At 69.5% G+C, this 24360-nt stretch carries 24 protein-coding genes; 10 read left to right on the top strand and 14 right to left on the bottom strand.

The annotated features are described in order from the left end of the window. Window positions 1-9: 9 nt before the first annotated feature. From ABB33_RS02775 to ABB33_RS02760, 4 genes are read right to left on the bottom strand one after another with little or no spacing between them, the layout of a single operon-like run. A complete protein-coding gene (locus tag ABB33_RS02775; RefSeq protein WP_054661853.1) occupies window positions 10-366 on the bottom strand; it encodes a DUF1428 domain-containing protein in 357 nt (118 codons plus the stop codon). A 60-nt stretch (window positions 367-426) separates the two neighbouring features. Next, on the bottom strand, window positions 427-816 hold the full coding sequence (locus ABB33_RS02770) for a VOC family protein (protein WP_380610034.1): 390 nt from the start codon (window positions 814-816) through the stop codon (window positions 427-429). A 17-nt stretch (window positions 817-833) separates the two neighbouring features. After that, window positions 834-1271 (bottom strand): VOC family protein, encoded by a 438-nt coding sequence (locus ABB33_RS02765; RefSeq protein WP_054661850.1) that lies wholly within the window; start codon window positions 1269-1271, stop codon window positions 834-836. 22 nt (window positions 1272-1293) lie between these two features. Then, window positions 1294-1725 (bottom strand): YciI family protein, encoded by a 432-nt coding sequence (locus ABB33_RS02760; RefSeq protein ID WP_056931111.1) that lies wholly within the window; start codon window positions 1723-1725, stop codon window positions 1294-1296. A gap of 167 nt (window positions 1726-1892) precedes the next feature. On the opposite strand from ABB33_RS02760, the gene ABB33_RS02755 reads away from it, so the two are divergent. Further along, entirely contained in the window at window positions 1893-2264 is a 372-nt protein-coding gene (locus ABB33_RS02755; protein WP_056931061.1) for a YciI family protein, read from the top strand. A 295-nt stretch (window positions 2265-2559) separates the two neighbouring features. Then, a complete protein-coding gene (locus tag ABB33_RS02750; RefSeq protein WP_056931060.1) occupies window positions 2560-5667 on the top strand; it encodes a TonB-dependent receptor in 3108 nt (1035 codons plus the stop codon). A gap of 176 nt (window positions 5668-5843) precedes the next feature. Here the strand turns inward: ABB33_RS02750 and ABB33_RS02745 are convergent, their stop codons facing one another. After that, window positions 5844-7946: an NHL repeat-containing protein gene (locus ABB33_RS02745; RefSeq protein ID WP_056931059.1), complete on the bottom strand. Its 2103-nt coding sequence runs from the start codon at window positions 7944-7946 to the stop codon at window positions 5844-5846. 93 nt (window positions 7947-8039) lie between these two features. Between ABB33_RS02745 and ABB33_RS02740 the strand changes: the two genes are divergently transcribed. Further along, window positions 8040-8504 (top strand): hypothetical protein, encoded by a 465-nt coding sequence (locus ABB33_RS02740; protein ID WP_056931058.1) that lies wholly within the window; start codon window positions 8040-8042, stop codon window positions 8502-8504. Window positions 8505-8547: 43 nt separating this feature from the next. Here the strand turns inward: ABB33_RS02740 and ABB33_RS02735 are convergent, their stop codons facing one another. Beyond that, the gene (locus ABB33_RS02735; protein WP_054661837.1) at window positions 8548-9621 is read right to left on the bottom strand and encodes a chitinase; all 1074 of its coding nucleotides are present in this window, start codon (window positions 9619-9621) and stop codon (window positions 8548-8550) included. A gap of 245 nt (window positions 9622-9866) precedes the next feature. Beyond that, complete coding sequence (locus ABB33_RS02730) at window positions 9867-10796, bottom strand: hypothetical protein (protein WP_152984939.1); 930 nt, start codon at window positions 10794-10796, stop codon at window positions 9867-9869. Window positions 10797-10988: 192 nt separating this feature from the next. On the opposite strand from ABB33_RS02730, the gene ABB33_RS02725 reads away from it, so the two are divergent. After that, the gene (locus ABB33_RS02725; protein ID WP_056931056.1) at window positions 10989-11831 is read left to right on the top strand and encodes a class I SAM-dependent methyltransferase; all 843 of its coding nucleotides are present in this window, start codon (window positions 10989-10991) and stop codon (window positions 11829-11831) included. Between the two features lie 9 nt (window positions 11832-11840). On the opposite strand, the gene ABB33_RS02720 is transcribed toward ABB33_RS02725, so the two are convergent. Then, window positions 11841-14510: a bifunctional diguanylate cyclase/phosphodiesterase gene (locus ABB33_RS02720; protein ID WP_056931055.1), complete on the bottom strand. Its 2670-nt coding sequence runs from the start codon at window positions 14508-14510 to the stop codon at window positions 11841-11843. A 679-nt stretch (window positions 14511-15189) separates the two neighbouring features. On the opposite strand from ABB33_RS02720, the gene ABB33_RS02715 reads away from it, so the two are divergent. Then, on the top strand, window positions 15190-15435 hold the full coding sequence (locus ABB33_RS02715; RefSeq protein ID WP_152984938.1) for a hypothetical protein: 246 nt from the start codon (window positions 15190-15192) through the stop codon (window positions 15433-15435). A 246-nt stretch (window positions 15436-15681) separates the two neighbouring features. Continuing rightward, the gene (locus tag ABB33_RS02710; RefSeq protein ID WP_054661820.1) at window positions 15682-15969 is read left to right on the top strand and encodes a hypothetical protein; all 288 of its coding nucleotides are present in this window, start codon (window positions 15682-15684) and stop codon (window positions 15967-15969) included. Between the two features lie 19 nt (window positions 15970-15988). Here ABB33_RS02710 and ABB33_RS02705 read toward each other — a convergent pair whose 3' ends face one another. The 4 genes from ABB33_RS02705 to ABB33_RS18065 form a co-directional block, all read right to left on the bottom strand. Then, a complete protein-coding gene (locus ABB33_RS02705) occupies window positions 15989-17281 on the bottom strand; it encodes a sensor domain-containing diguanylate cyclase (protein ID WP_198421465.1) in 1293 nt (430 codons plus the stop codon). Then, window positions 17269-18033 carry an EAL domain-containing protein gene (locus ABB33_RS02700; protein WP_056931053.1) on the bottom strand — a complete coding sequence of 255 codons (765 nt, stop codon included), beginning with the start codon at window positions 18031-18033 and terminating at the stop codon, window positions 17269-17271. The genes ABB33_RS02705 and ABB33_RS02700 overlap by 13 nt, the downstream gene beginning before the upstream one ends. An 84-nt stretch (window positions 18034-18117) precedes the next feature. After that, entirely contained in the window at window positions 18118-18783 is a 666-nt protein-coding gene (locus ABB33_RS02695; protein ID WP_056931052.1) for a Rossmann-fold NAD(P)-binding domain-containing protein, read from the bottom strand. An 11-nt stretch (window positions 18784-18794) separates the two neighbouring features. Further along, window positions 18795-18926, bottom strand: coding sequence for a DUF2256 domain-containing protein (locus ABB33_RS18065; protein WP_198421492.1), 132 nt, complete (start codon window positions 18924-18926; stop codon window positions 18795-18797). A gap of 189 nt (window positions 18927-19115) precedes the next feature. Here ABB33_RS18065 and ABB33_RS02690 point away from each other — a divergent pair, with 189 nt between their 5' ends. The 4 genes from ABB33_RS02690 to folE all read left to right on the top strand — a co-directional run bounded on the left by ABB33_RS02690 (window position 19116) and on the right by folE (window position 22826). Continuing rightward, on the top strand, window positions 19116-19724 hold the full coding sequence (locus ABB33_RS02690) for a lipocalin family protein (RefSeq protein ID WP_248842443.1): 609 nt from the start codon (window positions 19116-19118) through the stop codon (window positions 19722-19724). After that, on the top strand, window positions 19721-20473 hold the full coding sequence (locus tag ABB33_RS02685) for a hypothetical protein (RefSeq protein ID WP_056931051.1): 753 nt from the start codon (window positions 19721-19723) through the stop codon (window positions 20471-20473). Before ABB33_RS02690 ends, ABB33_RS02685 begins: the two co-directional genes overlap by 4 nt. After that, a complete protein-coding gene (locus tag ABB33_RS02680) occupies window positions 20428-21999 on the top strand; it encodes a cryptochrome/photolyase family protein (RefSeq protein WP_082594965.1) in 1572 nt (523 codons plus the stop codon). Before ABB33_RS02685 ends, ABB33_RS02680 begins: the two co-directional genes overlap by 46 nt. Before the next feature lie 107 nt (window positions 22000-22106). Next, on the top strand, window positions 22107-22826 hold the full coding sequence (gene folE / locus ABB33_RS02675; RefSeq protein ID WP_056931049.1) for a GTP cyclohydrolase I: 720 nt from the start codon (window positions 22107-22109) through the stop codon (window positions 22824-22826). Window positions 22827-22888: 62 nt separating this feature from the next. Here the strand turns inward: folE and ABB33_RS02670 are convergent, their stop codons facing one another. Further along, complete coding sequence (locus tag ABB33_RS02670) at window positions 22889-23557, bottom strand: ChrR family anti-sigma-E factor (protein WP_056931048.1); 669 nt, start codon at window positions 23555-23557, stop codon at window positions 22889-22891. Next, the gene (locus tag ABB33_RS02665; RefSeq protein WP_056931109.1) at window positions 23554-24192 is read right to left on the bottom strand and encodes a sigma-70 family RNA polymerase sigma factor; all 639 of its coding nucleotides are present in this window, start codon (window positions 24190-24192) and stop codon (window positions 23554-23556) included. Before ABB33_RS02665 ends, ABB33_RS02670 begins: the two co-directional genes overlap by 4 nt. Between the last annotated feature and the right edge of the window lie 168 nt (window positions 24193-24360).

Raw genomic sequence — 24360 nt, 5'->3', positions numbered from 1 at the left:
CACCGCCGGTCACGCGTCGACGAAGGCCTTGAACCCACCCCAGAACATGCGCTTGCCGTCGAACGGGACATTGCCGGCGTTCATGCCTGCCAGGCGCGGATCGGCCATCGCCCTGGCGTTGACCCGGTCGCGGTGCGCGCGCGAGCGGTAGACGATGTAGGCGAAGACCACCACTTCGCCGGGCTTGAGCTTGACCGCCTGCGGGAACGAGGTGTGCCTGCCCGGCTTGACGTCATCGGCCACCGCTTCCAGATAGGCCAGTGCGCCATGCTCCTTCCACACCTTGCTGCCCAGGCGCGCCATGCGCCGGTACTCGGCGAGCCGCTCCTGCGGCACCGGTATCACGAAACCATCGACATAACGCATCGCTGTCTCCTGCATGCAATGAACGGGCGGGGCGACCGCGGGCCCGCGGCCGCCGGGGGTTCAGCCGGGTTCGCCGTCCATGTGGGCGATTTCCCACAGGTGGCCGTCCAGGTCCTGGAAGCCACGCTGGTACATGAAGCCGTAGTCACGCGCCGGCATCGGCTCGTCCGCGCCGGCGGCCAGCGCCTTGTCCAGCAGCGCGTCCACCGCGGCGCGGCTGGGTGCCGACAGGCAGGTGATGACCTCGGTGTGGCTGCGCGCATCGCACAGCGGCCTGGGCGTGAAGCCGCGGAAGAACGGCTCCACCAGCAACATCACGTAGATGGTGTCGCTGATGACCATGCACGCCGCGTCCTGGTTGGTGAAGCGCGGATTGAAGGCATAGCCGAGCGCGGTGAAGAACGCCTTGGACGCGTCCAGGTCGCGTACCGGCAGGTTGACGAAGATCATCTGTGGCGCCGCCATCGTCAGTGGCCCCCGTCCATCGGCTTCATGCAGTTGACCATCCACGGCTTGCCGTAGCGGTCCACCAGCATGCCCCAGCGCCGGGCCCAGAACGTCTCGGCCAACGGCATCTGCACCTGGCCTCCTTCGGCCAGCGCGGCGAACACGCGTTCGGCTTCCTCGACACTGTCCACGTCGACGTTGATGGTGGTGGCGCACGGCCCCTGGGCAGGCGGGCCGTCGGCGGCCATCAGGATCGCGCCGCCGGCCTCCACCTGGCAGTGGGCGACGTGCTCCGGCCGCGGGCTGTATCCGCCGCAGGCGTCGCCCTCCATGTCGGGACCGGCGGGCATGTCGGCGTACTTCATCTCCGATACCACCTTGCCGCCCAGTGCCCTGGCGTAGAACGCCATCGCCTCGTGGGTGTCGCCGTTGAAGCCCAGGAAAGGAATCAGTTTCATCGCATGTGTCCTCGGTGTCGGATCAGTCGTTGCGTTCGATGCGGTCGCGCAGACGTTGCTCCTGCGCGCGCAGTTCCGGAGTGAAGGCCTCGCCGAAGTCCTCGGCCTCGAACACCGGGCGGATCTCCACCTCCACCGGTGCGGTGCCGTCGGCATCGAACGGCGCGCGTGCGAGCCACTCCACCGCCTCGTCCATGGAGCGGACCTGCCACAGCCAGAAGCCGGCGATCAGTTCCCGGGTCTCGGCGAACGGGCCATCGATGAGCTGGCGCCGCGCGCCGTCGAAGCGCACCCGCGCGCCGCGCCGGCTGGGGTGCAGGCCCTCGCCCGCCAGCATGATCCCGGCCTCCACCAGCCGCTCGTTGTAGGCGCCCATCGCCGCAAGCTCGGCCTCGGTGGGCATCACCCCGGCCTCGGTATCCGCCGTCGCCTTCACGATCACCATCACTTTCATCGCACTGCCTTCCACGGTTGCGGACCGGACGATCCGCTTCACACCTGGTACGACGAACCGGCGCCGGCAGGATCGACAACGCCGCCGGCCTTTTTCATGAACGCGTTAATGATTGCCGCGCCCCCGCCCTGCGCCATCATGGGCCCCCATTCCAATCGGCCCCTGCCATGAAATTCCTGCTGCTGATCTACATCGACCCGGAGTTGCTGCAGTCGCTGCCACAACAGGAGTACGACGCGCAGATGCGCCACTGCCTGGTGCACGCCGACGCCCTGCAGGCGCAGGGCACCTTGCTGATGTCGCATAAACTGCAGCCGCCGGCCAGCGCGCGCACTCTGCGCACCCGCGGCGGCCAGGCGCGGGTCACCGACGGCCCCTTCGCCGAGACCCGCGAGATCCTGGCCGGCTTCAACCTGATCGAAGCCGCCGACGCCGGGGAGGCCATGCGCATCGCCCGGCAGTTCCCGTGGGCGGCCTACGGCAGCATCGAAGTGCGCGAGGTGGAGGATCTGCAGGCCGAGCGGGTACGGCTGGGGTAGCCGGGGCCAGAGGCCGCCGCCGAGGGATGCCGGGCCTTGGTGGCGGCTTCACGCCCGGCCTTCTGTCAAGCCTTTCGGGCAGGATTTCGAGAAAAATGAACAGTGACAAAAGTCACATAAATTAAGATCGATACAAACCCAAATTCATGAAAAATAAGGAAAAAAATTAACTTGCATTCGAAACGACTTCCAAACCGTTAACTTTTGGCCAATCGAGGGTTATTGTCAGTTCACTTGGCATTCGGCTCTTGTTCATTTTCCGGTTCCCCGCCAAGGACTTCCACTGGAGAGAGAAATGGTCAAACGCAAGACGATCCAACGCGCTGCCTTGAGCGCGGCACTGAGCGTGTGCATTGCCGGCGGCGCCTATGCACAGAGCACCACCGGCGGCATCTACGGCACCGTTCCCGCGGCATCCGGCACCACCACCGTACTGGTAACCAACAACAGTGGCTTCAGCCGTACCGTCCAGGTCGGCGCGGACGGGCGCTACAACATCGGCTCGCTGCCCATCGGCAACTACAAGGTCACCGTCCAGCGCGATGGCCAGGCCATTGCCAGCCGCGATGTCTCCGTGATCGTGGGCGCCGGCACCGATGCCTCCTTCGTCAGCGCGGGCGGTGAAGCCTCCACCCTGGAGACGGTCAATGTGCGTGCCACTGCTGCCGCCGCGATCGACCTGACGGCGGTCGACACCCGCACGGTGATCACCGCCGAACAGCTGGAACGCCTGCCGATCGGTCGTACCGCCGAAGCCATCGCGATGCTGGCTCCCGGCGCGGTCAGTGGCGCGGCGGGCTATTCGGCACTCAAGGGCCTGGTTTCATTCGGCGGCGCAGGCGCCTCCGAAAACGCCTATTACGTCAACGGCTACTTCACCGGCGAGCCGCTCTCCAACCTGGGCGGGTCGGGGCTGCCCTTCGTGGCCGTCGCCCAGCAGGAGACCTACACCGGCGGCTACAGCGCCAAGTACGGCCGCTCCGATGGCGGCGTCATCAACCAGGTCGGCAAGCGTGGCAGCAACGACTGGGAGTTCGGCGGCCAGATCGACTGGGCGCCCAAGTCGCTGCGCGACGACAGCAAGGACCTGTACCTGCCGAATATCGACCTGTCCCAGTTCAACTCCAATCCCAACCTGCCCTCGACCTGCGGCGAAGAGGCGGACGAGAAGTGCCAGTGGGGCTACGCCGACCCGGATCTGGCCGGCACCAAATACCAGCGTGGCAAGGGCAACGAATCCGGGTCCACCCGCTACAACGCCTATGTCGGCGGCCCGATCATCCAGGACCGGCTGTTCTTCTTTGCCGGCGGCGAGTGGTACGACGGCAACAGCGTCACCACCCCCAACAAACTGGGCAGCGCGCGCTCGGTTCATGCCAAGGACGACAACACCAAGTATTACGTCAAGCTGGACTGGAACATCAACGACAACAATCTTCTGGAAGCCACCTGGTTCCAGCAGAACAACCACTACAGCGGCAGTTACTACGACTATGACCTGGACGCCTTCACCGAGGGTGGCAGGCTGGACACGGTGCCGACCCCGATCCAGAAGGACACCGACTACCGCATCCTGAAGTACACCAGCTACCTGACCGACAGCCTGACACTGAATGCCACCTACGGCACCAGTGATTTCACCAACCGCCAGATCAATCCGATGATCCTGCCCGACGTGCCTTACATCGTCGGTTCCAAATACCAGAACCCGGCGGCCAACGGCGGCAACGAAGTCAAGAACACCCAGGGCGGTTACCAGTCCATCGATGGTCGCGACAAGACCACCGGCCTGCGCGCCGACCTGGAATGGGTGGTCGGCAACCATACCCTCAGCGTGGGCGTGGACAACATCAAGTTCAAGGCCGACAACGAAGGCACCTCGCAGGTCGCCGAGTACTGGGAATACAAGAAGGCGTCCGACCCAAGCGCGAACATCTCCGCGGGCCTGGGAGTCGGTGCACCTGGCGGCGAGGGTTACTACGTGCGCCAGCTGAAGTACTTCAACAACACCAGCATGTCGCTGGACCAGAAGGCCTGGTACCTGGAAGACCGTTGGCAGGTCACCCCGAACCTGATGGTTTCGCTGGGCCTGCGCAATGACGAGTTCAAGAACAAGAACGACAGCGGCCAGACCTACATGGACGCCAAGAACCAGTGGGCGCCACGCCTGGGCTTCAGCTGGGATGTGCTGGGCGATGCATCGCTGAAGCTGTTCGGCAACGCCGGCCGCTACTTCCTGGCCATGCCCAACAACGTCGCCATCCGTGGCGCGTCTGCCTCCACCTACACCTGGCAGTACTACACCTATACCGGTATCGGCGCCAACGGCCTCCCGACCGGCATGACCGAAGTACCGGGCGTCGGCGGCGCACCTGCACCTGGCCCGGTGTCTTCCAACGGTGAGTATGGCCAGCCCATCGACGTACTTGCATTCGCCCCGAAGGACATGAAGAACATGTACCAGGATGAGTTCATCCTGGGCGTCGACAAGATGCTGAACGACAGCTGGGTGGTGGGTGCCAAGCTCACCTATCGCGACCTGAAGTCTTCGATCGACGACGTCTGCTATTCGGACAAGATCGTCGACAAGCTGGTCGCCAGCGGCATCAATCCCGATTCGGTGGAAATCGCCAGCTGCTACATGTTCAACCCGGGCGGCACCAACACCTTCAGCCTCAAGAACGTGGATGGCTCCGGGCGCACCGAGATTCGCATGAGCTCGCAGGACTGGGGCTTCGAACAAGGTGTCAAGCGTACCTACAAGGCGCTGGACCTGTACGTCGAGCATCCGTATGACGGCACGTGGGAAGGCCGGCTGAACTACACCTACAGCAAGAGCCAGGGCAACAACGAGGGCCAGGTGAAGTCCGAGTTCGGCCAGACCAACATCTCCAAGACCCAGGACTGGGACGCGCCGGAGATGATGCGCTTCGCCGATGGCTACCTGGCCAATGACCGCCGCCACCAGATCAAGATGTACGGCAGCTACTCGATCACGCCGGAGTGGATGGTCAGCGGCAACGTCCGGATCATGTCCGGTGGCCCGATCAGCTGTCTGGGCTATTACAACCCGGACGGCTCGATCAACGAAGGTACCAGCGAAGCCGACCCGATCTCCTACGATGCCGCGTACCACACCTGCCTGGGCAGCATCGCCAAGCCGGGCGACAAGCGTAACCCGTGGATGCGCAACGTCGACCTGGCCGTCACCTACAGGCCGGCATTCCTGGACGACAAGCTGGCGTTGAGCCTGCAGGTGTTCAACGCGCTGAACAGCCAGACGCCGCTGCAGGTGGACGTGACTTCGGAAGAAGGCCCCTACACGGTATCCAATACCTACATGGTGCCGATCGCCCTGCAGGAGCCGCGCTACGTGATGTTCTCGGCGTCGTACAACTTCTGACGGCGCAGCCGTTGTAAAAGCGCTCTGCAACGTGGAGACGCACTGGACCCCGGCCGCATGGCCGGGGTCTTTTTTTGCCGCGAACCGGCCCCACGCCCGGACGACAGACCGCACGCCAGATCGCAGGCAGGGGCAGGACCGGGACCCACATCCCCGGCCATCCCGGCCCGTTCCGGCTATTCCGCGGCCGTTGCGCCGGAAAGGAGGCGCACGTGCAGGTCCCTGCCCGTGGTGGCCTCGTTGCCACTGTGGTCACGCGCCAGGATCCGCACGATGTAGTCGCCATCGGGCAGGTCGCCGACCTGCAGCCGGCCACGGGCAAGGCTGCCGTCGCGCACCGTGTTGGTGAGCACGTAGCGGAACCGCGTCACCGCGCTGCCGTGGACGGTGATGCCGCTGTCTTTGGCATAGGCGACCTTCACCGCCTCGGACTGCGGCGGCATGCGGTTGAACTCGATGTTCATGCGCGGCTGTTCGTGGCCGGGCAGCGGCTGGCCCGCGGCGTCCAGGATCTGGTAGCCCAGCGCATACAGGCCGAGGCGGCGGCGCGGCAGGTTGTCGTCCACCTGGTCCCAGGCCTCGACCACCAGCTGCAGATCGCCGCCATCGCGCGGCACCAGCAGGCGACCGTCGCGGCGCTCTCGCAGCCGCTGGCCACCGGCATCGAGCAGGGCGATGTCGTCGATGCGCGGCGGCACGTGGTCGGCGTAGTTGGCGAAACCCAGCCGCACGGCGTTGCGCTCGTAACCGGAAGGACCGACTACCAGGTGCACGTGGGCCTGGCTGTTGATGCTGCCCAGCGCATCGCCGGGATCGAAGCGGGTACCGCGACGCACGCGCACCCGCACCAGCCGCCCGTCCGCGTCGCGCACCTGCTGGAAGCGCACCGGATCGAGCGGGCGGTTGGACGGATCGCGGCCGACCTTCATGTGGATATAGTCCACGGTATCCAGCGACAGGCCCTCGGCCTGCCCGCCCAGGCTCCAGGTCGCGGCCGGACTGCTGACCTTGGCCGCGGCGATCGCGAGCACGGTCTGGCCGACATCGCCGCGCACGTCGAAGCCACCGTGCAGGTGGTGGCGGCTCTCGCCGCTGAAGTTGCCGCGCACTTCGCCCAGCGTGCCCACGACTTCGTGCCAGCCCTGCTGCGGCGCCAGCGGCCAGCGACCCTGGTTGCGCGGCAACGGGTTGTCCATCGACGGCCCGACCGGCGCGTCCGCCACCGCCGCGCCCGCCACCGGTGGCCGCAGGTGGTGGATGCGGTAGCCATCGGCATCGCCGAGCAGCAGGCTGCCATCGGGCGCCAGTGCGATGCCCGCCGGGCGCGCGAAGCGCTGCGCGTCGCCGGCCACCGCCACCACATGCCCGGCCGGCGACACCTGCACCACGCGGCCGGTGATGCGCTCGCCGACGTAGGCCACGCCGTCGTGGGTGAGCGCCAGCGTCATCGGCCCCCACAGCACGCGCTGGCCATCGGGGCCGCCGATGCGGGTGGCGACCCGGCCCGAGGCATCCACGGTGCGCAGCGCATCGTTGTACAGGTCCGCCACCCACAGCGTGCCGTCGGCGGCCAGCCGGATGTCGGTCGGGGTGTCGAACCGCGCCGCGCCGCCCTGGCCGTCGGCCCAGCCGGGGCGGTCGCCGCCGGCCAGCGTCCACACCCGCCCGCCGGGCTCGATCACGCGGATGCGGTCGTTCCAGGTATCGGCCACGTAGACGCGCCCGACCGCATCCACCGCCACCCCCATCGGCCCATCGAAGCGCGCCTGGCGCCCGACCCCGTCGGCGAAGCCGGCCACGCCGTCGCCGGCCAGCGTGCTGACCTCGCCACGCGGCGTGACCTTGCGGATCGCATGGTTGCCGGTGTCGGCGACATACAGGTTGCCGTGCCGGTCCAGCGCCAGCCCGGAAGGCGTATGAAACGCGGCAGCCGCACCGCGGCCGTCGGCGAAGCCCTCGCGGCCGCCGGCCAACACATGGAAGTCACCGTCCAGCCAGCGATACAGGATGCGGTTGTTGGCGCCCGCGTCGGCCACGTAGAGCGTGCCGCCGGCATCCAGGGCCACGCCCCAGGGATCGCTGAAGCGGCTGCGCCGGTCCGGGCCCATCGCATCGCCCTCGATGCCATCGCCCCCCAGCAGGTCGACCTGCGCACGCCAGCCCAGCGGCGTCGGCGCCGGCACCTGCGCATCCGGCGCACCGGGCGCCCACAGGTAGCTGGCCGCCAACGCGCCGCCTGTCAGTGCCGCCACGACCATCACCCAATGCCTGCGTCCCATGTATAACCCACCCGCTGCGGACCCGGCACCATAGACGCTCACCGGCCCGCGCGTAACCACCCCTTGCCGGCCATGCCACCCCGGGAGCAACGCATGAACCTGCAACTGCATCTGCAAGAAGCGGCGATCCGCCTGCAGGCACCCCACGCCGCGGCGGTGCTGCTGCCGTTGTCGCTGGACGATCTGCTGGCCGCGGGACTGTCGGTCTTTCCACCGGGCGAGGCCGCGCTGGAGCAGGCGATCCAGCGGGTCGAGGACGCGCTGATGCCGGCCATTCCCGCCCTGCGCCAGCCCGGGGCGACAGGGCTGGAATGCGCGGACCCGGTGCTGGCGCCGCTGCTGGCGGCCAGCGGACGCGCGCCGGGGACGGCGGCCACGCTGTCCATCGACGACGTCGAGGAGGTGTTCAACCGCCTGGCGCGGGTGGCGGCCGGGGTGCCCGCGCACAGCCTCGGCCTGCCCGCGCACCCCGGCTTCGCCGCGGCACTGGTGGTGGTGCGCGAACTGCTGCACCACGTCGGCCTGCCGGCGCTGCGGCTGCTGCCCGCGACGGCCTGAGGCCGGAGCGCCCGACCCCGGGCGCCGCGGCGCGCCGACCCGGTCATTGCCCTGCGCGTGCCTGGCGCAGGTGCGTGCCGACGGGCACCGAGAACGCGCCCTGGTCGGCCACGTCCCAGTTGATCGACCAGGCCATCACGCCACGGAAGTCCGGGTATGGCCGCGCCGGCTTCAGCGCATCGCAGCCGGTGGCGCGGGTCAGGCAGTCGAAGGCGCGGATGATGGCCGCCGGCGGGGCATGGCCGCTGCCGGCCGCGCGTGGACCCGAAGGCAGGGCCAGCGCCACCTGGTCCGGTCGCAGCCCCTCGAAGCGGCCCTTGCCGCCGGCCAGCTCGAAGCCTTCGATCAACATTCTGGCCGAACCCACCATCATGTCCACGCTGCCGGCCGGCAGCGGGTCCGCGTGGTAGGGCGTAGGCAGCCCGCCGTTGTTGTAGAGCTGCACGTGCAGCAGGTCCAGTTCGTCGCGCAGCCCGTCGATCAACGGCAGGTAGGCGCCCCAGATGCCCTCCATCGACACCCAGCCGCCCTGCACGTAGGGGTGCTCAGGCGCCATCGACACGTACAGGTTCGGATACATGGCGTGCAGGCGCTTGACCGCCGAGACCAGGCGCGCGGCGACCGGTGCGCCGTGCACGACGCCGGCGATCTTCTCCAGGTCGATGTCGATGCCGTCCAGCCCATACGCATCGATGGCCTGCGCGGTGGTGCGCACGAAGTTGTCCTCGTCGCGCTGGGTGCGCAGCGTCACCGTCCCCAGTTCGCCGCCAAAGGACAGCACCACGATGCCGCCGGCGGCGCGGCGCGCGGCGATGTCGGCGACCAGCCGCGCCCGCTCCAGTCCCGGCGCCGGGTTGAACGCGATCCTGCCCTCGCCCATGTCGTCGGCGAACGCCAGCACGATCACGTCCCAGCTCCCGTCCACCTGCCCCAGCGGCAGCACCCCGGACCCGTTGTCGAAGTTGTGCAGGTAGCCGACCAGTGCATGTCGCGGCAGCGCGTGGCTGTAGCCGGGCGCCACCCCGACCCGCGGCGCGGCCGCCTGCCCGGGCTGCGCCTGGCAGCCGAACGTGGTGAAAAGGGCGAGTGCGTACGACAACAGGCTGATCGGCTTCATCACGATCCCATGCGGTGGTGGAGCCCGATTCTAGGCAGCCTCCGCCACGGAAAAACCTTTCAGGAACATCATCTTGCACAGGTTGTCCGCTGATGGCCGGGGAAGTCCTGGAAGTGGCCGGTACAGGCGTGGGACAGGTCTCCGACGGCTGTCCCGGCGCGGCCACGGTGGTACCGGCCGGGACAATGCGCGCCCGGCGCCGGCGACACACACCGCGCAGCGTTGCCTGCCGCTGGCGCCGTCGCTCAGCCGCAGGTCTTCATGCGTCGCTCCGCATCCCACAGCGCGCGACGTGCCAGGTCATAGGCGCTGTCGGCCGCCGACGGCAGCGTGTGTTCGGCCTCGACCGGATCGGCGCCATGGCGGTAGCGGTACTCCAGCCGCTCCAGCGCGTCCAGGTGCTGCAGCGCGTTGCCGAACCAGCGGCGGCGCGCTTCTTCGCCACAGCGCGGGTAGCGCCGTTCCAGCTCGCCGATGACGGTACGGATGCGGCGGCTGGCTTCGCCATCCAGGCCGGGCAGCGGCTCATGGCGGATCGGCGCGGCCTTGTAGGCATCGCCGGTGGCTTCACTGCCCAGGTCGGCGGCGCGTTCGTGCAGCGACGGGTTGAACGCCACGTCCGGCGCGCGCCGCGCCTGTGCCGGCTGGATGTCCTCACCGTAGACCCACTTCTCCCTGCGTGACTGCCGGGTCCCGGCTGCACGCTTCGAGAACAGGCCGGCGGTGGCGCGCTCGCCGACGCCCGTCGCCAGTTCGTCGCGGTGCTCGAACACCCGCTCGTCGGTGCCGCGCGTGCGGCCGTCGCCGTCAAGTTCGCCGGGCAGGGCGATCCCGCCTTGGCCGTCGTACAGCCGCCGCGACCAGTCCGCGGCAGGGTCTGCAGTGGCCGGTGCGGATGCGGCGGCTGCCGGCCGCCGCTCCGATGCGTGCGGCGGCGGCAGCGCGGCGTGCGCCTGCCCTGCCGGCACCTCGGGTGTGTCCGCCGCCGCCGCCGGCAACGGCGGGGCTTCGCCGTGACGCGCCAGCCAGCGCACCTGCAACCGCTGCGTGCGACTCTTCGGATCGGGCTCGGGCACCTGCCAGAGCACGCGCGCGAACAGGCACAGGATCGCCGCGGTCGCCAGGCCGGCACCGACGCGGTGGGACAACGGTTCTCGACTACGTGAATCCTGCATGCCTCTCCATCGCCGGGTATCTGCGCAGGGCCACGCGCGGACCCGCCGTGGTGCGACCATGCCAGCAACAGACCGGTGGCGGCGCGGCGAGTTCCGTGGTCCGGGCCGGGCGCGGCGACGGCGCGCGACCGGACCGGGTTACGATGGCGCCCCCTTCCGTCACCGGCGCTCGTTCGCGGGCCCGCTCCGCGCATGCCCCACTACTCCGGCCCCCTGCTTACCCGCCCGTTGCTGGACGCCATGCGCGAGGCGCAGCGCGGCGGCAGCGTGGTCTGGAACGGCTCGCTCGACCTCGGCCGCGGCACCGACGAGGTGCGGCTGGAGGCCGATCGCTGGCAGTGGCGCGGCCACGGTTATCCCTGGCCGGAACGGCTCAAGGACCGCACCGTGTACTACTGGGACGGTGGGGATTTCGCGCCGGCCTCGCGCTTCGGCAATGGCCTGTACAAGCTGGTGCCGACCGAGTGGGGCGTGCCCACCTTCGAGATCGACGGCATCAAGATGCTGGTCAGCGCGCAGTTGTCGCCGATGGAGGACGCGCGCCGCAAGGTCGCCCTGGTCGCGCCGCGCGGCAAGCAGGTGCTCGACACCTGCGGCGGCATGGGCTACTTCGCCGCCTGCTGCCTGGAGGCCGGGGTGACGGCGGTGCGTTCGTTCGAGAAGAGTCCGGAAGTGCTGTGGCTGCGCACCCTCAACCCCTGGTCGCCGGATCCCGGGTCGGACGCAGCGGGCGGACGCCTGACGCTGACGCACGGCGATATCTCGCTGGCCATCGCGGACATCGCCGATGCCTCGGTGGACGCGGTGCTGCACGATCCGCCGCGCTTCGGCATCGCCGGCGAACTGTATTCGCAGGCGTTCTACGACCACCTGGCGCGGGTGCTGCGCCGGGGTGGCCAGCTGTTCCACTACACCGGCATGCCCAACAGGCTCACCAGCGGCCGCGACGTGCCGCGCGAGGTCGCCACCCGCCTGGCCAGGGCCGGCTTCCGCGCGCGCCCGGAACTGGACGGGGTGTTCGCGGTCCGCAGCTGAACGGCGCCGTCACCGCGCCGGCGGCTGCCCGGTGTTGTCGCGCTGGAACAGCACCCGCTCCGGGCGATGCAGGGCGAAGCCCTGCGCACTGTCCACGCCCAGCTCGCGCAGCAGGTCCAGGGTGTCCAGGTCGTCCACCCACTCGGCCACCACCTTGGCCCCGCGCTGGTGGCCGATGCGGGTAACGGCATCGATGATGGTCCGGCTCATCGGGTCGTGGCCCAGGTCGCGCACGAAACTGCCGTCGATCTTGATCACGTCCACCGGCAGGTTCTTCAGGTAGCCGAACGAGGCCATGCCGGCGCCGAAATCGTCCAGCGCGATGCGGCAGCCTGCCGCGCGCAGGCGCTCGATCACCCGCACCACGCGCAGCAGGTCGCGCACCGCCACGGTTTCGGTGATCTCCAGGCACAGGCGCTGTGGCGGCACCCCATTGCGGGCGATCGAATCGAGGATGAAATCGGCCAGCCCTTCATCCTCGAGGCTGGCACCGGAGAGGTTGATGGCGCAGCTCTGCAGGCGCCCGCCACAGGGGTGCAGGGTGTTGAAATTGGCCAGTGCGGTGCGGATCACCCAGCGGTCCACCGCCGGCATCAGGCCATAGCGCTCGGCTGCCACCATGAACACGCCCGGCGCGATCACGCTGCCATCGTCGGCGCGCATGCGCAGCAGCAGTTCCACCCGCGTGACCGGCTCGGCGCCGGCCGACAGCGGCACGATCTCCTGGTAGTCCAGCAGCAGGCGGTCCTGCTCCAGCGCGCGGCGCAGCTGGCTGGCCCATTCCATCTCGCCCATGCGGCGGGTGGCGTCGGCATCGTCGCGGTACACCCGCACGCGGTTGCGGCCGTCTTCCTTGGCCTGGTAACAGGCGGTGTCGGCCCAGGCCAGCAGGTCCTTGAGGGTACATCCGGGCTGGTCGACCAGCACCAGGCCGATGCTCGCGCTCACCGTGTAGCTGCGTCCCAGCCAGCAGAAGGTCGAGCGCTCGATGCAGGCGCGCACCTGCTCGGCCAGCCGGTCGGCCTGCGCCTGGTCCACGCCGAACGCCAGCAGGCCGAACTCGTCGCCCCCCAGGCGCGCCAGCAGGTCGCCATCGCGGATGTGGCGCCGCATCGCCTGCGACAGCTGCACCAGCAGCTGGTCGCCGGCGGTGTGCCCGGACAGGTCGTTGATCAGCTTGAACTGGTCCAGGTCGATATACATCAACGCGAACGACGCGACGCCGGCGGCATCGCGATCGAGCAGCGCCTGGCGCAGGCAGCGTTCGAATTCGCGGCGGTTGCACAGCCCGGTGAGCTCGTCATGCGCGGCCTGGTAGCGCAGCCGTTCGGTCATCTCGCGCTGCGCGCTGGTATCGCCGGCCACCATGAGCAGGTGGGGCACATGGTCCATCTCCAGCATCGCGAGCGAAGCGTTCACCCACAGCGCCGTATCGGCGCCGCGCACCACGAACGCCTCCTGGCTGCTCCATGTCCCCACCCCGAGCGTGGCGGCAACCGCCTCCCGGCCCTGCACCGCATCGGCGAACAGGTCCTCCAGCGGCGTGCCGGCGACATTGCCCAGTTGCGACCTGGCCGCGCGGTTGGCATAGGTGATGCGTCCGTCGCGGGCATCGGCCACCAGCACCAGCGCCGGCAGCATTTCGTTCAGGGCCTGGAAACGGGCCTCGCTCTCGCCGAAGCGGGCGCTCATCCGCCGCGCGAGCTCCAGCGCGCGGCGGTGCACGGTCGCCTGCGACCACAGGAACAGGGCCAGCAACACGCTGATCGAGCTGCCACCGATCACGATCAGGCGCAGTTGCGCCCACTCCCCCATCGCCGCACGCGGCCACAGCCGCAGTTCCCACGTGCGCCCGCCGAATTCCATGCGCCGCAGCTGCAGCGCCGCCGGATCGGCCGGCAACGGCGCGCTGGCGAACACCCGCGCATGCGCGGGCAGGGCGCCGAGGTCGCGGATCTCCACGTCCATGTGGTCGAGGATGCGGCCGTACAGGGCCTGGCGGACCATCGGCTCCAGGCGCACGCTGACCGCCAGCGCGCCCAGTTCGCGCGCGCGCCGTTCCTCGACCGTGGTCGGCATGGCGCCCGGCGTGTACGCCGGCAGGCGCACGGTGAGGCCTATGTCGCCGGCCGGGCGCTGCCCGCGGAACTGCAGCAGCGGGAACGGCGCGGACATGGCCGCCGTGTCGGCGTCGCGCGCGCGCCGCAGTGCCTCCATGTTCTCCGGTTGCCGGGCCACGTCGAAGCCCACCAGGACCTCGTTGCCCTGCAGCGGCGCGACGTACTGGTAGCGGTAGGTGACCTGGCCGTCGACGCCGACTCCCCGCTGCGCGAACGCGATCAGCACGTAGCCATGGATCCACTCCTGCGAACGCAGGTTGCGCTGGTAGCTGTCGAAGGTGTGCTGGTCCAGCTGCGCGGTGCCGGCCAGCAGCACGGTCTGCATCGCCCGCAGGCCCAGCGCGGCACCGGCCAGCGGTTCGCGCAGGCGCGCAGGCGCGGCATCGGCCAGCGAGCGCTGCAGGGCCTGCACCCGGTCGCGCTCGCCCCTCCACTCGCCAAGCGCCATCCAGGCCGTCAGCGCCAGGCCCGTGACCAGCACCAGCAACGCCCACAGCGGTGTGGCGAAGATGTAGCGCGGCATGTCGCCGCCACGCGGTGCCGGCGCGTCATCGCGCATGTGCGCCCCTGCCCGGAACCGCATGGGCGAAGCGCCGGCCACCGGTGGCCACCGCCCTGCCGTGGACTGTCAACGTCCCGCTGTCGTCCATATGCCCCGCCCCATGTCCGGACTGAATCCCAGTTTGCCAGCGGCAGCTGTCGGCCCCGGCAACGCGCACCACGAACGGCCTTCCCGCCGCACCGCCGGGCGCCAACGCCACCGGCAGGATCCTGAACAACACCCGGGCGATTCTACGCGCCGCGACGCGCGCGCGACCGTCATCGTGCATGCCGCCGTCCGCCGGGGAAACCGGCACTGCCGCCGCGCAATGCCGGCCACAACCCCGCCTGTGCGCCTCGCACGCGGCCTTCACCTCGATGCAACGACTGGCCGGGCCATCCCTTTCTCTTAACACCTGGCCCTGTATATCTCGACGCCGGATCACCCCTCTCCACGACCGGCGCCGCCGCACAGGCAGGCCACCGGCCCTACATCCACCGCCGCTGCGGCATGCCGCAGCGCACGGCCGTCCACCTGCAGCGCATGGTCCCGCGCAAGGCAGGCACGTCCCACCAGAACCGATGCAAGCCCCGTTCCCGTCGCCGGGATCCGGGAGCGTCGCCGCGCGCCCGCGCGACGGCCGAGCACTGCATCGCCACCCAGACCCGGGGCCCGTCGCCCCCCAAGGAGAGTGCCCTTGAAAGAAGTGAAAACGTTTCTGCTCGGACCCGGGGCGGAATGCCGCCCGGTCACCGTGCTGGCCACCGAGAAAGTGGCGCTGGATACGCTGCTGTGCCATGCCCCCAACGCGGGGGCCGGCGTGCTGGTCGACCTGCACGTGCTGGTGGACAGCCAGGGCAACATCGCGCGCCAGATCGACCATGAGGGCCTGCGCTACCGGTTCAGCGGGTCGAACACGACGTGGGTGCTGGTGGTCAGCTGAAGTCGGCCGCAGCGGGCGTGAAATCGCCCTGGCAGCCGTCGACGTCCGGCTAACGAAGGGCATCGGTACCCTGACCCGTGGCGGCAACCGGCCGGCCCCTGCAATGGCGCCGGAAGCCCGCGACGACGCCGTGTGGCGGAGCCCAGGTGCGCGCGGCAGCGCACCGTCCCCGCACGGCGGACGCCAGCACCTGGCGCCGTACCCGTCCGGCCGGGCCGCCGCAAACGCCACACCAGGACCCTGCCCATGACCAAAGCCGTTCCGAGCCGCCTGCCACCCCCGTTCCACTGGGTCGAGGAACCCGACCGCAAACGCCTGTGCCTGGGCGGCATCAAGGTGCTGGAAATCTGCAGGCGCAACCTCGGCTGGATCGTCGAGGTGTACCTGCACGAGCCATCGCGCCCGTTGCCGATCATCGCCGTGCGTTCGGCCAGCGCCGGCATGCGCTGGGGTGCACGCTGGGCCAAGCAGCACCTGCGCATGCTCACCCAGCTGGCACGCGACCAGGGCGGGCCCGGCCATCCGGCCGGCTGAGCGGCGGCTGCGGCGCGGCTCAGGACCTGACCGCGTTGCGGCCCTGGCGCTTGGCGCGGTACATCGCCAGGTCCGCACGCCGCAGCAACTCCGATGCGCTCTCGCCAGCGGCCATTTCGGCAACGCCTGCCGAAACCGAAAGCGAGAACAGGCCCATCTCGTTCACCCGTGCCGCGCCGACCTTCGAGCGCAGGCGCTCGGCAAGCTCCATCGCCTGGGTCAGCGCGACACCGGGCAGGACGACCAGGAACTCCTCGCCGCCCCAGCGGATCGCACGGTCCCCGGCGCGCACGCAGGATTTCAGCACCCGGCCCACGCACACCAGCGCATCGTCCCCGGCCTTGTGCCCGTGCACGTCGTTGATGGCCTTGAAATGATCGATGTCGGCCATGATCACGCTCAGCGGCCGCACCGATGCCTGCGCCTGCCCGACCAGCCGGTAGAGCTGCTCGGCACCGGCGTGGCGGTTGAGCAGGCCGGTCAGCGAGTCGATGGTCGCCATCTCCATCAGCCTGGATTCGCGCTCGACCCGTTCGCTGACATCCTTGCCGGTGCTGATGTAATGCGAAATGCGGCCGCGGCCGTCGCCCACCGGCGCGATGCTCTGTTCGACGTGGATCGGGCGGCCGCTCTTGTGGCGATAGGTGAAGGTGGCACGGAACGGCTTGCCCTCGCGCAGGCACACGCGCAGGTTGCGGTAGAACAGCGGGTCCTGGTGCGACGGGTACAGCATCCGCGCCGACTGGCCGAGGATTTCCTCCGGGGTGTAGCCGGTAAGCCGGGCAAAGGCCTCGTTGACGAACACGACCCGGGTATCGCGCCCGGTGATCAGGATCGGATCGATCGCGGCATCCAGCGCCTGCAGCAACAACCGGCGCTCCTGCTCGGCGGCGATCCGCGCGGTGATGTCGCTCTGTACCGAGACGAAGTATTCGATCACACCGGCCGCATCGCGCACCGGCGAGATGCTCCACTCCACCGTGTAGGCGCGGCCGTCGGCCGCATAGTTGACCGTGCTGCCGGCAAACGCCAGCCCCTGGCGCAGGTGCTCGCGCAGCGAGGCGATCAGCGCGCGGTCGGTGAGCGGCCCCTGCAGCAGGCGCGGGCTGCGGCCGACCAGCTGCTCCGGCCGGTAACCGCTCATCCGGCAGAACGCCGGGTTGGCATAGACGATCAGCGGGCCGCCGTCCTCGACATTGGCATCGGTGATGAGCACCGCGCTGGCGCTCTGGCTGACCGCATGGGCAAGCACCGCCGGGCGGGTGGGACCCAGCAGGTCCAGCGTCAACCCGGCATCGCTCATGCTGCCCATGGGATCTCGTCCTCATGCGTGATCCGCTCGAACTGCGGCCGTGCGAGCCAGTAGCCCTGCATCAACGCGATGCCCAGATCGGCCAGGCAGCGTGCCTCGTCCGCGGTCTCGATGCCTTCGGCGATCACCTCGATGTCCAGTTGCCGGCACATCGCCACTACGCCGGCGACGATCGCGCGCCGCGGCCGGCTCTGGTCGATCGCGCGGATCAGCGCCATGTCCAGCTTGACGATGTCCGGCTGGAAATCGGCCAGCAGGTTGAGCCCGGCAAAGCCGGCGCCGAAGTCGTCGATGGCGGTCTTGAAGCCGATCCGCCGGTACTCGCTCAGGATCTCGGCCAGCCAGTTGCCATCGCTGACCTGCTCGCCCTCGACGGTCTCGAAGATGATCCGCTCGACCGGGAAGCCGTGGCGGCGCGCGGCGCGCAGCGTGGAACGGATGCACAGCTCGGGCCGGTAGATGGCGTTGGGCATGAAGTTGATCGACAGGTGCGAGGGCATCTGCAGCCGCGAAGCAGTCTGGATGACCTTGTCGCGGCAGGCCTGGTCGAACGCGTAGCGGTTGGCCGGGGTGATCCGCGACAACACCGAGCCGGCCGGTTCGCCCGCGGTGCCGCGCACCAGGCCTTCATGCGCGAATATCCGCCGCGCATGCACATCCACGATCGGCTGGAACGCGTAGCTGAACTCGAAATCCAGCGGCGGGGCGTCGATGCACAGGGCGCAACCGGCGCGCTTGTCGGTGGAGTTCATGCAGGGTGTTCTTGGCGCCGGGAATCGGGGAAAAAGGATAGCGGCTGCGCGCGAAGCACGGCCAGCGGCGGCGGCAGGCGCCGGTCAGCCGCCACCCGCAGCGATGTCGGCATTGTCGATCACCGCCGGCCGCGGGCCGGTGGCCTGAACCAGGCGCAGCAGGCAGTGGCCGATCGCCGCGGTGGTGGTGAATACCCGCGGGCCGGCGCCGCCCAGCAGCGCCAGCAGCGGGTCGCCCAGCGCATACAGCCCACGCCGCAGCCGATGCGGCGACACCTCGCCAAGCACCGGGCGGACGATGCCCGGGCGCAGGCAGGTGAAAGCCAGCCCACAGCGGGCCACCACCTGCTCGGCCTCGCCCTTGACCCGCAACGGCATCAGCGCGCTGCCGGGATCGGCGCCCTTGCCGGAAATGTAGGCCACGAAGCCGTCGGGATTGGCGCCGGCGTATGCCGCCAGCACCCGCTGCAGCGTGACCACGGTCGCCTCGCGGTAAGCCGCCTCCGACATGCCCACGGGCAGCGGGCCGGCGCAGTACAGGCAGGCGTCGTGCCGGCGCAGGTCGAGCGCGGCCAGCGCCTGCGTGGAAAAGCCGTCGGCCAGCAGCACCTGCACGCGGGGATCGGGCGATGCCGGCGGGCGCCTGGCCAGCACGCTCACCGCTTCGACCAGGTCCGATTCCAGCAGCACGCGCTGCACGCCCTGGCCGACCAGGCCGGTGGCGCCCACCAGCAGAATCCGCTTGCCCATGATTTCGTTCCTCAGTTGCGCCCGCGGCAACGCCGCGAACAGTAGCGCACGCTTTCCCAGTCGCGCGCCCACTTGCGTCGCCAGGCGAACGCACGCCCGCAGGTCGCGCACGTGCGCCGCGGCAGGTCGGCCTTCCTGCGCATCCGCGGCATCAGCGGTCCCTCGCCGGCAACGGCGCCAGGATGCCAGGCGGCGCAGGATCGGCCGCCGGGGCAACGACGGGCGGATGCGTGGACATGGCGGTCAACCCTGCAGGCGGCCAGGCAGTCACGGTGTTGTACGCAGGCGGCCGGCAACTGGATGCATCCATGGCGGACGCTGCTGCGTAAACCATGGCATCTCCCCGATCGCCGATGCCCACCATGCACCTTGCCCGGCCCTTCGTCCTGCCGCTGCTGATGGCCGCCCTGCTCGGCGGCTGCGCCCAGGCCAAGCCCGCCCCGATCACGCCGGTGACCTCCGTGGACCTGCCACGCTTCATGGGCCGCTGGTACGTGATCGGGATCATTCCCACGCGCCTGGAGCGCGACAGCCACAACCCGGTGGAAACCTACCGCCTGGACAGCAAGGGGCGGGTATGCACCTGGTACCGCTACCGCCCCGGCGGGTTCCAGGCACCGGTGAAGCTGCTGGCATCCACCGGGCTGGTGCAGCCGGGCACCGGCAATGCCGAATGGAAGGTGCGCTTCTTCGGGCTGTTCAAGGCGCAGTACCTGATCGGCTGGCTGGCGCCCGATTACAGCCAGGTCATGGTGGTGCGCGATGCGCGTGACTACCTGTGGTACATGGCGCGCACGCCCAGCGTGCCGGAGGCCGACTACCAGGCCATGCTGCAGCGCGCGGCGGCACTGGGCTACGACACCACGCGGATCGAACGGGTGCCGCAGCGCTGGCCCGAGACCGGCCAGGACAAGGACACCTTCCACGGAGAATGCCGATGAAATGGCTGGTACTGCTGCTGGCGCTGTCGATGCCGCTGGTGGGATGGCTGTCCAACAGCGGCCTGTTCGGCCCCACCAACGGCGAGATCTCCGCGCGCTACCCGACCCTGATCGTCGCCGCCGGCTACGCGTTCGCGATCTGGGGCCCGATCTTCGCCCTGGACGTGGTGTTCGGGCTGGGGCAACTGGTCAGCGCCGAGGACAGCCGGCGCCTGCGCCTCATCCGCCGGTTCACCGCCGCCGGCTTCGCCCTGACCTCGCTGTGGATGGTGGTGTTCACGCGGCAATGGTTCTGGCTGGCGCTGGCGGTCATCTGGCTGAGCCTGGGCTGCCTGCTGGCGGCGGCATGGCTGGCCTCGCACACCCGCCGCCACGTCCGCCAGCCATGGTGGCAGTGGCTGCCGCTGTCGTTGCATGCCGGCTGGGTTTCACTGGCCGTGTTCCTCAACGCCGCCCAGGTGATCGTGGCGTTCGAACTGCTGCCGGTCGAGGACATGCTGCCGTGGACGCTGGCGCTGTTCGGCCTGGCCGCGGTGCTGCTGCTCGGCATGCTGGCCACCCTGCGCGGCAATCCGTGGTACGCCCTGCCCGCGGTGTGGGGGCTGATGGGCGTGTACGTGCGCCAGATCCAGTCGCCCCTGGCCGGTGCCACCGTGGCGGCGCTGGTCGCGCTGGCGCTGGCGGTGCTGCTGGTCGGCGTCGCATTGAAGTACGCGCTCTCCGCGCCACTGCCACGGGACCCGGCGTGACCTGCGTGCGGCTGCTGCTGGGCGACCAGCTCAACCCGCGGCATCCGTGGTTCGCCCGCACCGATGCGGACGTGCTGTACGTGCTGATGGAGGTCCGCCAGGAAACCGACTACGTGCTGCACCACGCGCAGAAGATCCTGGCGATCTTCGCGGCGATGCGGCGCTTTGCCGCGCAGCTGCGCGCGGCAGGCCACCGGGTCGGTTACCTGGCCATCGACGACGCCGCCAACCTCCAGTCCCTGACCGGCAACCTGGACCGGCTGCTGGCCGTGCACGCGGCCACCACGCTGGAGTACCAGCAACCCGACGAGTGGCGGCTGGATGCGCAGCTGCGCCACTACGCGGCCGGGCAGTCGATCCCGGTGCGCTGCGTGGACAGCGACCATTTCCTGGCTGGACGCGAGGAGGCGGCACGCTTCTTCGGCAGCCGCGAACGCTGGACCATGGAGCCGTTCTACCGGCACATGCGGCGGCGCCACCACGTACTGCTGGAACCCGACGGCCGGCCCCTGGGCGGACGCTGGAACTTCGATGCGGAGAACCGCAAGCCCTGGCGCGGCGATCCACCGGAGCCGGCGGACACGCGGCCGCGGCACGACCTGCGCGCACTCTGGCAGTGCATCCAGTCCGCCGGCGTCGCCAGTTTCGGCGACCCGCAGGCGCAGGCGCTGCGCTGGCCGCTGGACCGCGCCGAAGCGCTGCAGCAGCTGCAGGCCTTCCTCGACCACGGGCTGGCGCATTTCGGCGACTACCAGGATGCGATCAGCGCCCACGCGCCGCGGCTGTTCCATTCGCTGCTGTCGTTCGCGCTGAACGTGAAGATGCTCGACCCGGCCGAAGTAATCGCGAGCGCCGAAGCCGCCGCACGCGACGGCCGCGCGCCGCTGCCCGCGGTGGAAGGCTTCATCCGCCAGATCCTGGGCTGGCGTGAGTACGTGCGCGGGGTGTACTGGGCGCAGATGCCCGGGTACGCGCAGCGCAATGCCTTCGGCCACGACCTGCCGCTGCCGGACTGGTTCTGGACCGGCGATACGCACATGGCCTGCGTGCGCGGCGCCATCGGCCAGTCGCTGGCCAACGCCCATGCCCACCACATCCAGCGGCTGATGGTGATCGGCAACTTCGCGCTGCTCGCCGGGCTCGACCCCCAGGCGCTGCACCGCTGGTACCTCGGCATCTACATCGACGCCTTCGAATGGGTCGAGCTGCCCAACACCCTGGGCATGAGCCAGTTCGCCGACGGCGGGCTGCTGGCCACCAAGCCGTACGTATCGGCGGCCGCCTACCTGCACCGGATGAGCGACCACTGCGGCCAATGCCGCTACCGGCGGGATCTGCGCACCGGCGCCCGCGCGTGTCCGTTCAATGCGCTGTACTGGGATTTTCTTGCCCGGCATGCGCCGCGCCTGCAGCACAACCCGCGCCTGGCCCTGCCCTACCGGCAACTGGCACGGATGCCGGCCGGCCAGCGCCAGGCGCTGGCGCAGCAGGCCGGGCAGCTGCGGGCGCGACTGGACGCGCTGTGACCATCCGCACATCCAAAGCGCCGATGCCCGCGTAAGCACGACCATGCCCCGGCCCCGGCGGTGCCTGCCGGACCGGGCCTCCCCCGTCCCGTTACCGAGCGCTCCCCATGTCCCAGCAACCGAACACCCCTGCCCTGCTCGACACGCTGCTGCCTCTGCCGGCGTCCGAGCGCGTCCGCCAGCGCCTGCTGCTAGCGGGTCAGCGCTTTCATGCCAACGACAACATCGCCGACTACCTGCATGACGGCGAGCTGGCCGCGATCGAGGACGAAGTCGCCGGCAGGGCGCAGGAGCTGCTGCGCGCGCTGGTGATCGATACCGACAACGATCACAACACCCGCGACACCGGCCGCCGGCTGGCGAAGATGTTCGTGCGCGAACTGTTCGCCGGCCGCTACCAGCCGGCACCGGCGGTGACCGAGTTCCCCAACGCCGAACGCCTGAACGAGCTGATGATCGTCGGGCCACTGCGGGTGCGCAGCGCCTGTTCGCATCACCTGTGCCCGATCATCGGCCACGTCTGGATCGGCGTGCTGCCCGATGCCGGCTCCAACCTGATCGGCCTGTCCAAGTACGCGCGGTTGATCGAGTGGATCATGAGCCGGCCGCAGATCCAGGAAGAAGCGGTGAGCCAGATCGCGCATCTGCTCGAACAGCGGCTCAAGCCCGACGGCCTGGCGGTGGTGATGGAAGCCGACCACTACTGCATGCACTGGCGCGGAGTGAAGGACGACGGCTCGAAGATGACCAACAGCGTGATGCGCGGCAGGTTCCTCGACGACCCGGCGCTGCGCCGCGAGTTCCTCTCGCTGCGCCATCGCGGCTGAAGCTGCCCGGGGCGCATGCGATGCCGGGCCGGATGCGGCCCGGCACCCGCCCGGCTGCCCGGTTACAGGCCGACCATCGGCTGCATCTTGCGCGCCAGCCAGCCACGGAACCGCAGCGGGCCGTCGAGTGCCGCCACGCAGATGCACAGCACCCCCGGCGAGGTGATCGGCCGGTGCTCGATGTCGCTGTCCAGGTCGGCCATGTCGCCCGGGCCGAAATGACCCAGTTCGTCGTCGTACGCGCCCTGCAGGATCTGGGTCAGCTCGCTGCCGTGATGGCTGTGCAGGGGAATGCTCTTGCCCGGCGCGATCTTGAGCATGACCAGGGTGTCGCCGCTGCTTCCGGCGGCCCGGACCAGATGCACGCCGGGGGCGACCCAGCGCCAGCGCAGCGCTTTCCAGGTCCGCCCGAAGTAGGGGTGCAGCGCCCGCGGCAACAGTTCGGCAGGGCGATGCAGCGGCGTCGGTACCGGTTCGGGCGCGGCCGCCGGCAGCGGCTGCTGCAGCCGGGCCAGGATGTCCCCGCGCAGCTGCGCCTCGCGCGCCGAGGCCACGGCCGGCTGCTGCTGCTGCAGCAGCGCGCCGCCGACGTGCTCGGCCTGCGCCAGTTGCCGCCGGCAGTGCGGGCAGGCTTCAAGGTGGGTGGCCGCCACCGCCGCCATGGCCGGCGACAGGGCGCCGGCTGCATGGCTGACCAGGGTCGCCGGGTCCAGGTGATGGCGCGGGCTCATGCGGCCCCCTGCACGCTGGACTGCAGTTGCTGGAAGGCGCGCCGGATGTACGACTTGACCGTTCCCAGCGGCATGCCCAGCTCGTCGGAGATCTGCTGGTGGGACTTGGCTTCGAAGTAGGACATGCGGATCAGGCGTGCTTGGATGGCGGACAGGCGTTCGATGCGTTCGTTCAGATCGGCATGGGCCGCATAGCTCTCGGCCGAGGAAAAGCCCGGATCCTCGGTTTCCTCGCACAGCTCCAGGCCGTCATCGGTCTCGATCTCCACCGCCGTCCAGTGGTTCTCGCGGCGCAGGCGGTCGATATGCAGGTTGCGCGCGACCCGGAACAGCCAGGTCGACAGGGTACTGCGTGCCGGGTCATAGCTGTCGGCGCGCTGCCACAGGCGCAGCAGCGCCTCCTGCGCCAGTTCCTCGGCCACCATCTCCGGCGCGCCCAGACCGCGCAGGTACAGCCGCACCCGCGGCGCGAAGTGATCGTAGATACGCATGAAGCAGCGCTGGTCGCGCTGCACGGCGACGGCCTGCATCTGCGCGGACCAGTAACCGGGGTTGCCCAGGCTCGTTTCTGCGATCGACATGACTCTGGCCGCCTCGAAGGGCGACAGGTCTCCAGGGTGGGCGTCCGGGCACATGGTAGGGCAGTTGGCAGGCGGTGCGGTCATCTGCCTGCTTGTACGCGGCCGGCCCCGGTTTGGATGCACGCCGATAACCGCGGCGACTGCATCCAATGGGCCGGCGATACCGTATAGAAAGCCATACCCCGCGGACCCCCGGCAATGCCCCTGCACCAAGCTCCTCCC

It is taken from the genome of Stenotrophomonas acidaminiphila, from assembly GCF_001431595.1.
Taxonomy (GTDB): Bacteria; Pseudomonadota; Gammaproteobacteria; order Xanthomonadales; family Xanthomonadaceae; genus Stenotrophomonas; species Stenotrophomonas acidaminiphila.
This window is presented reverse-complemented; position numbering and strand designations above follow the sequence as displayed.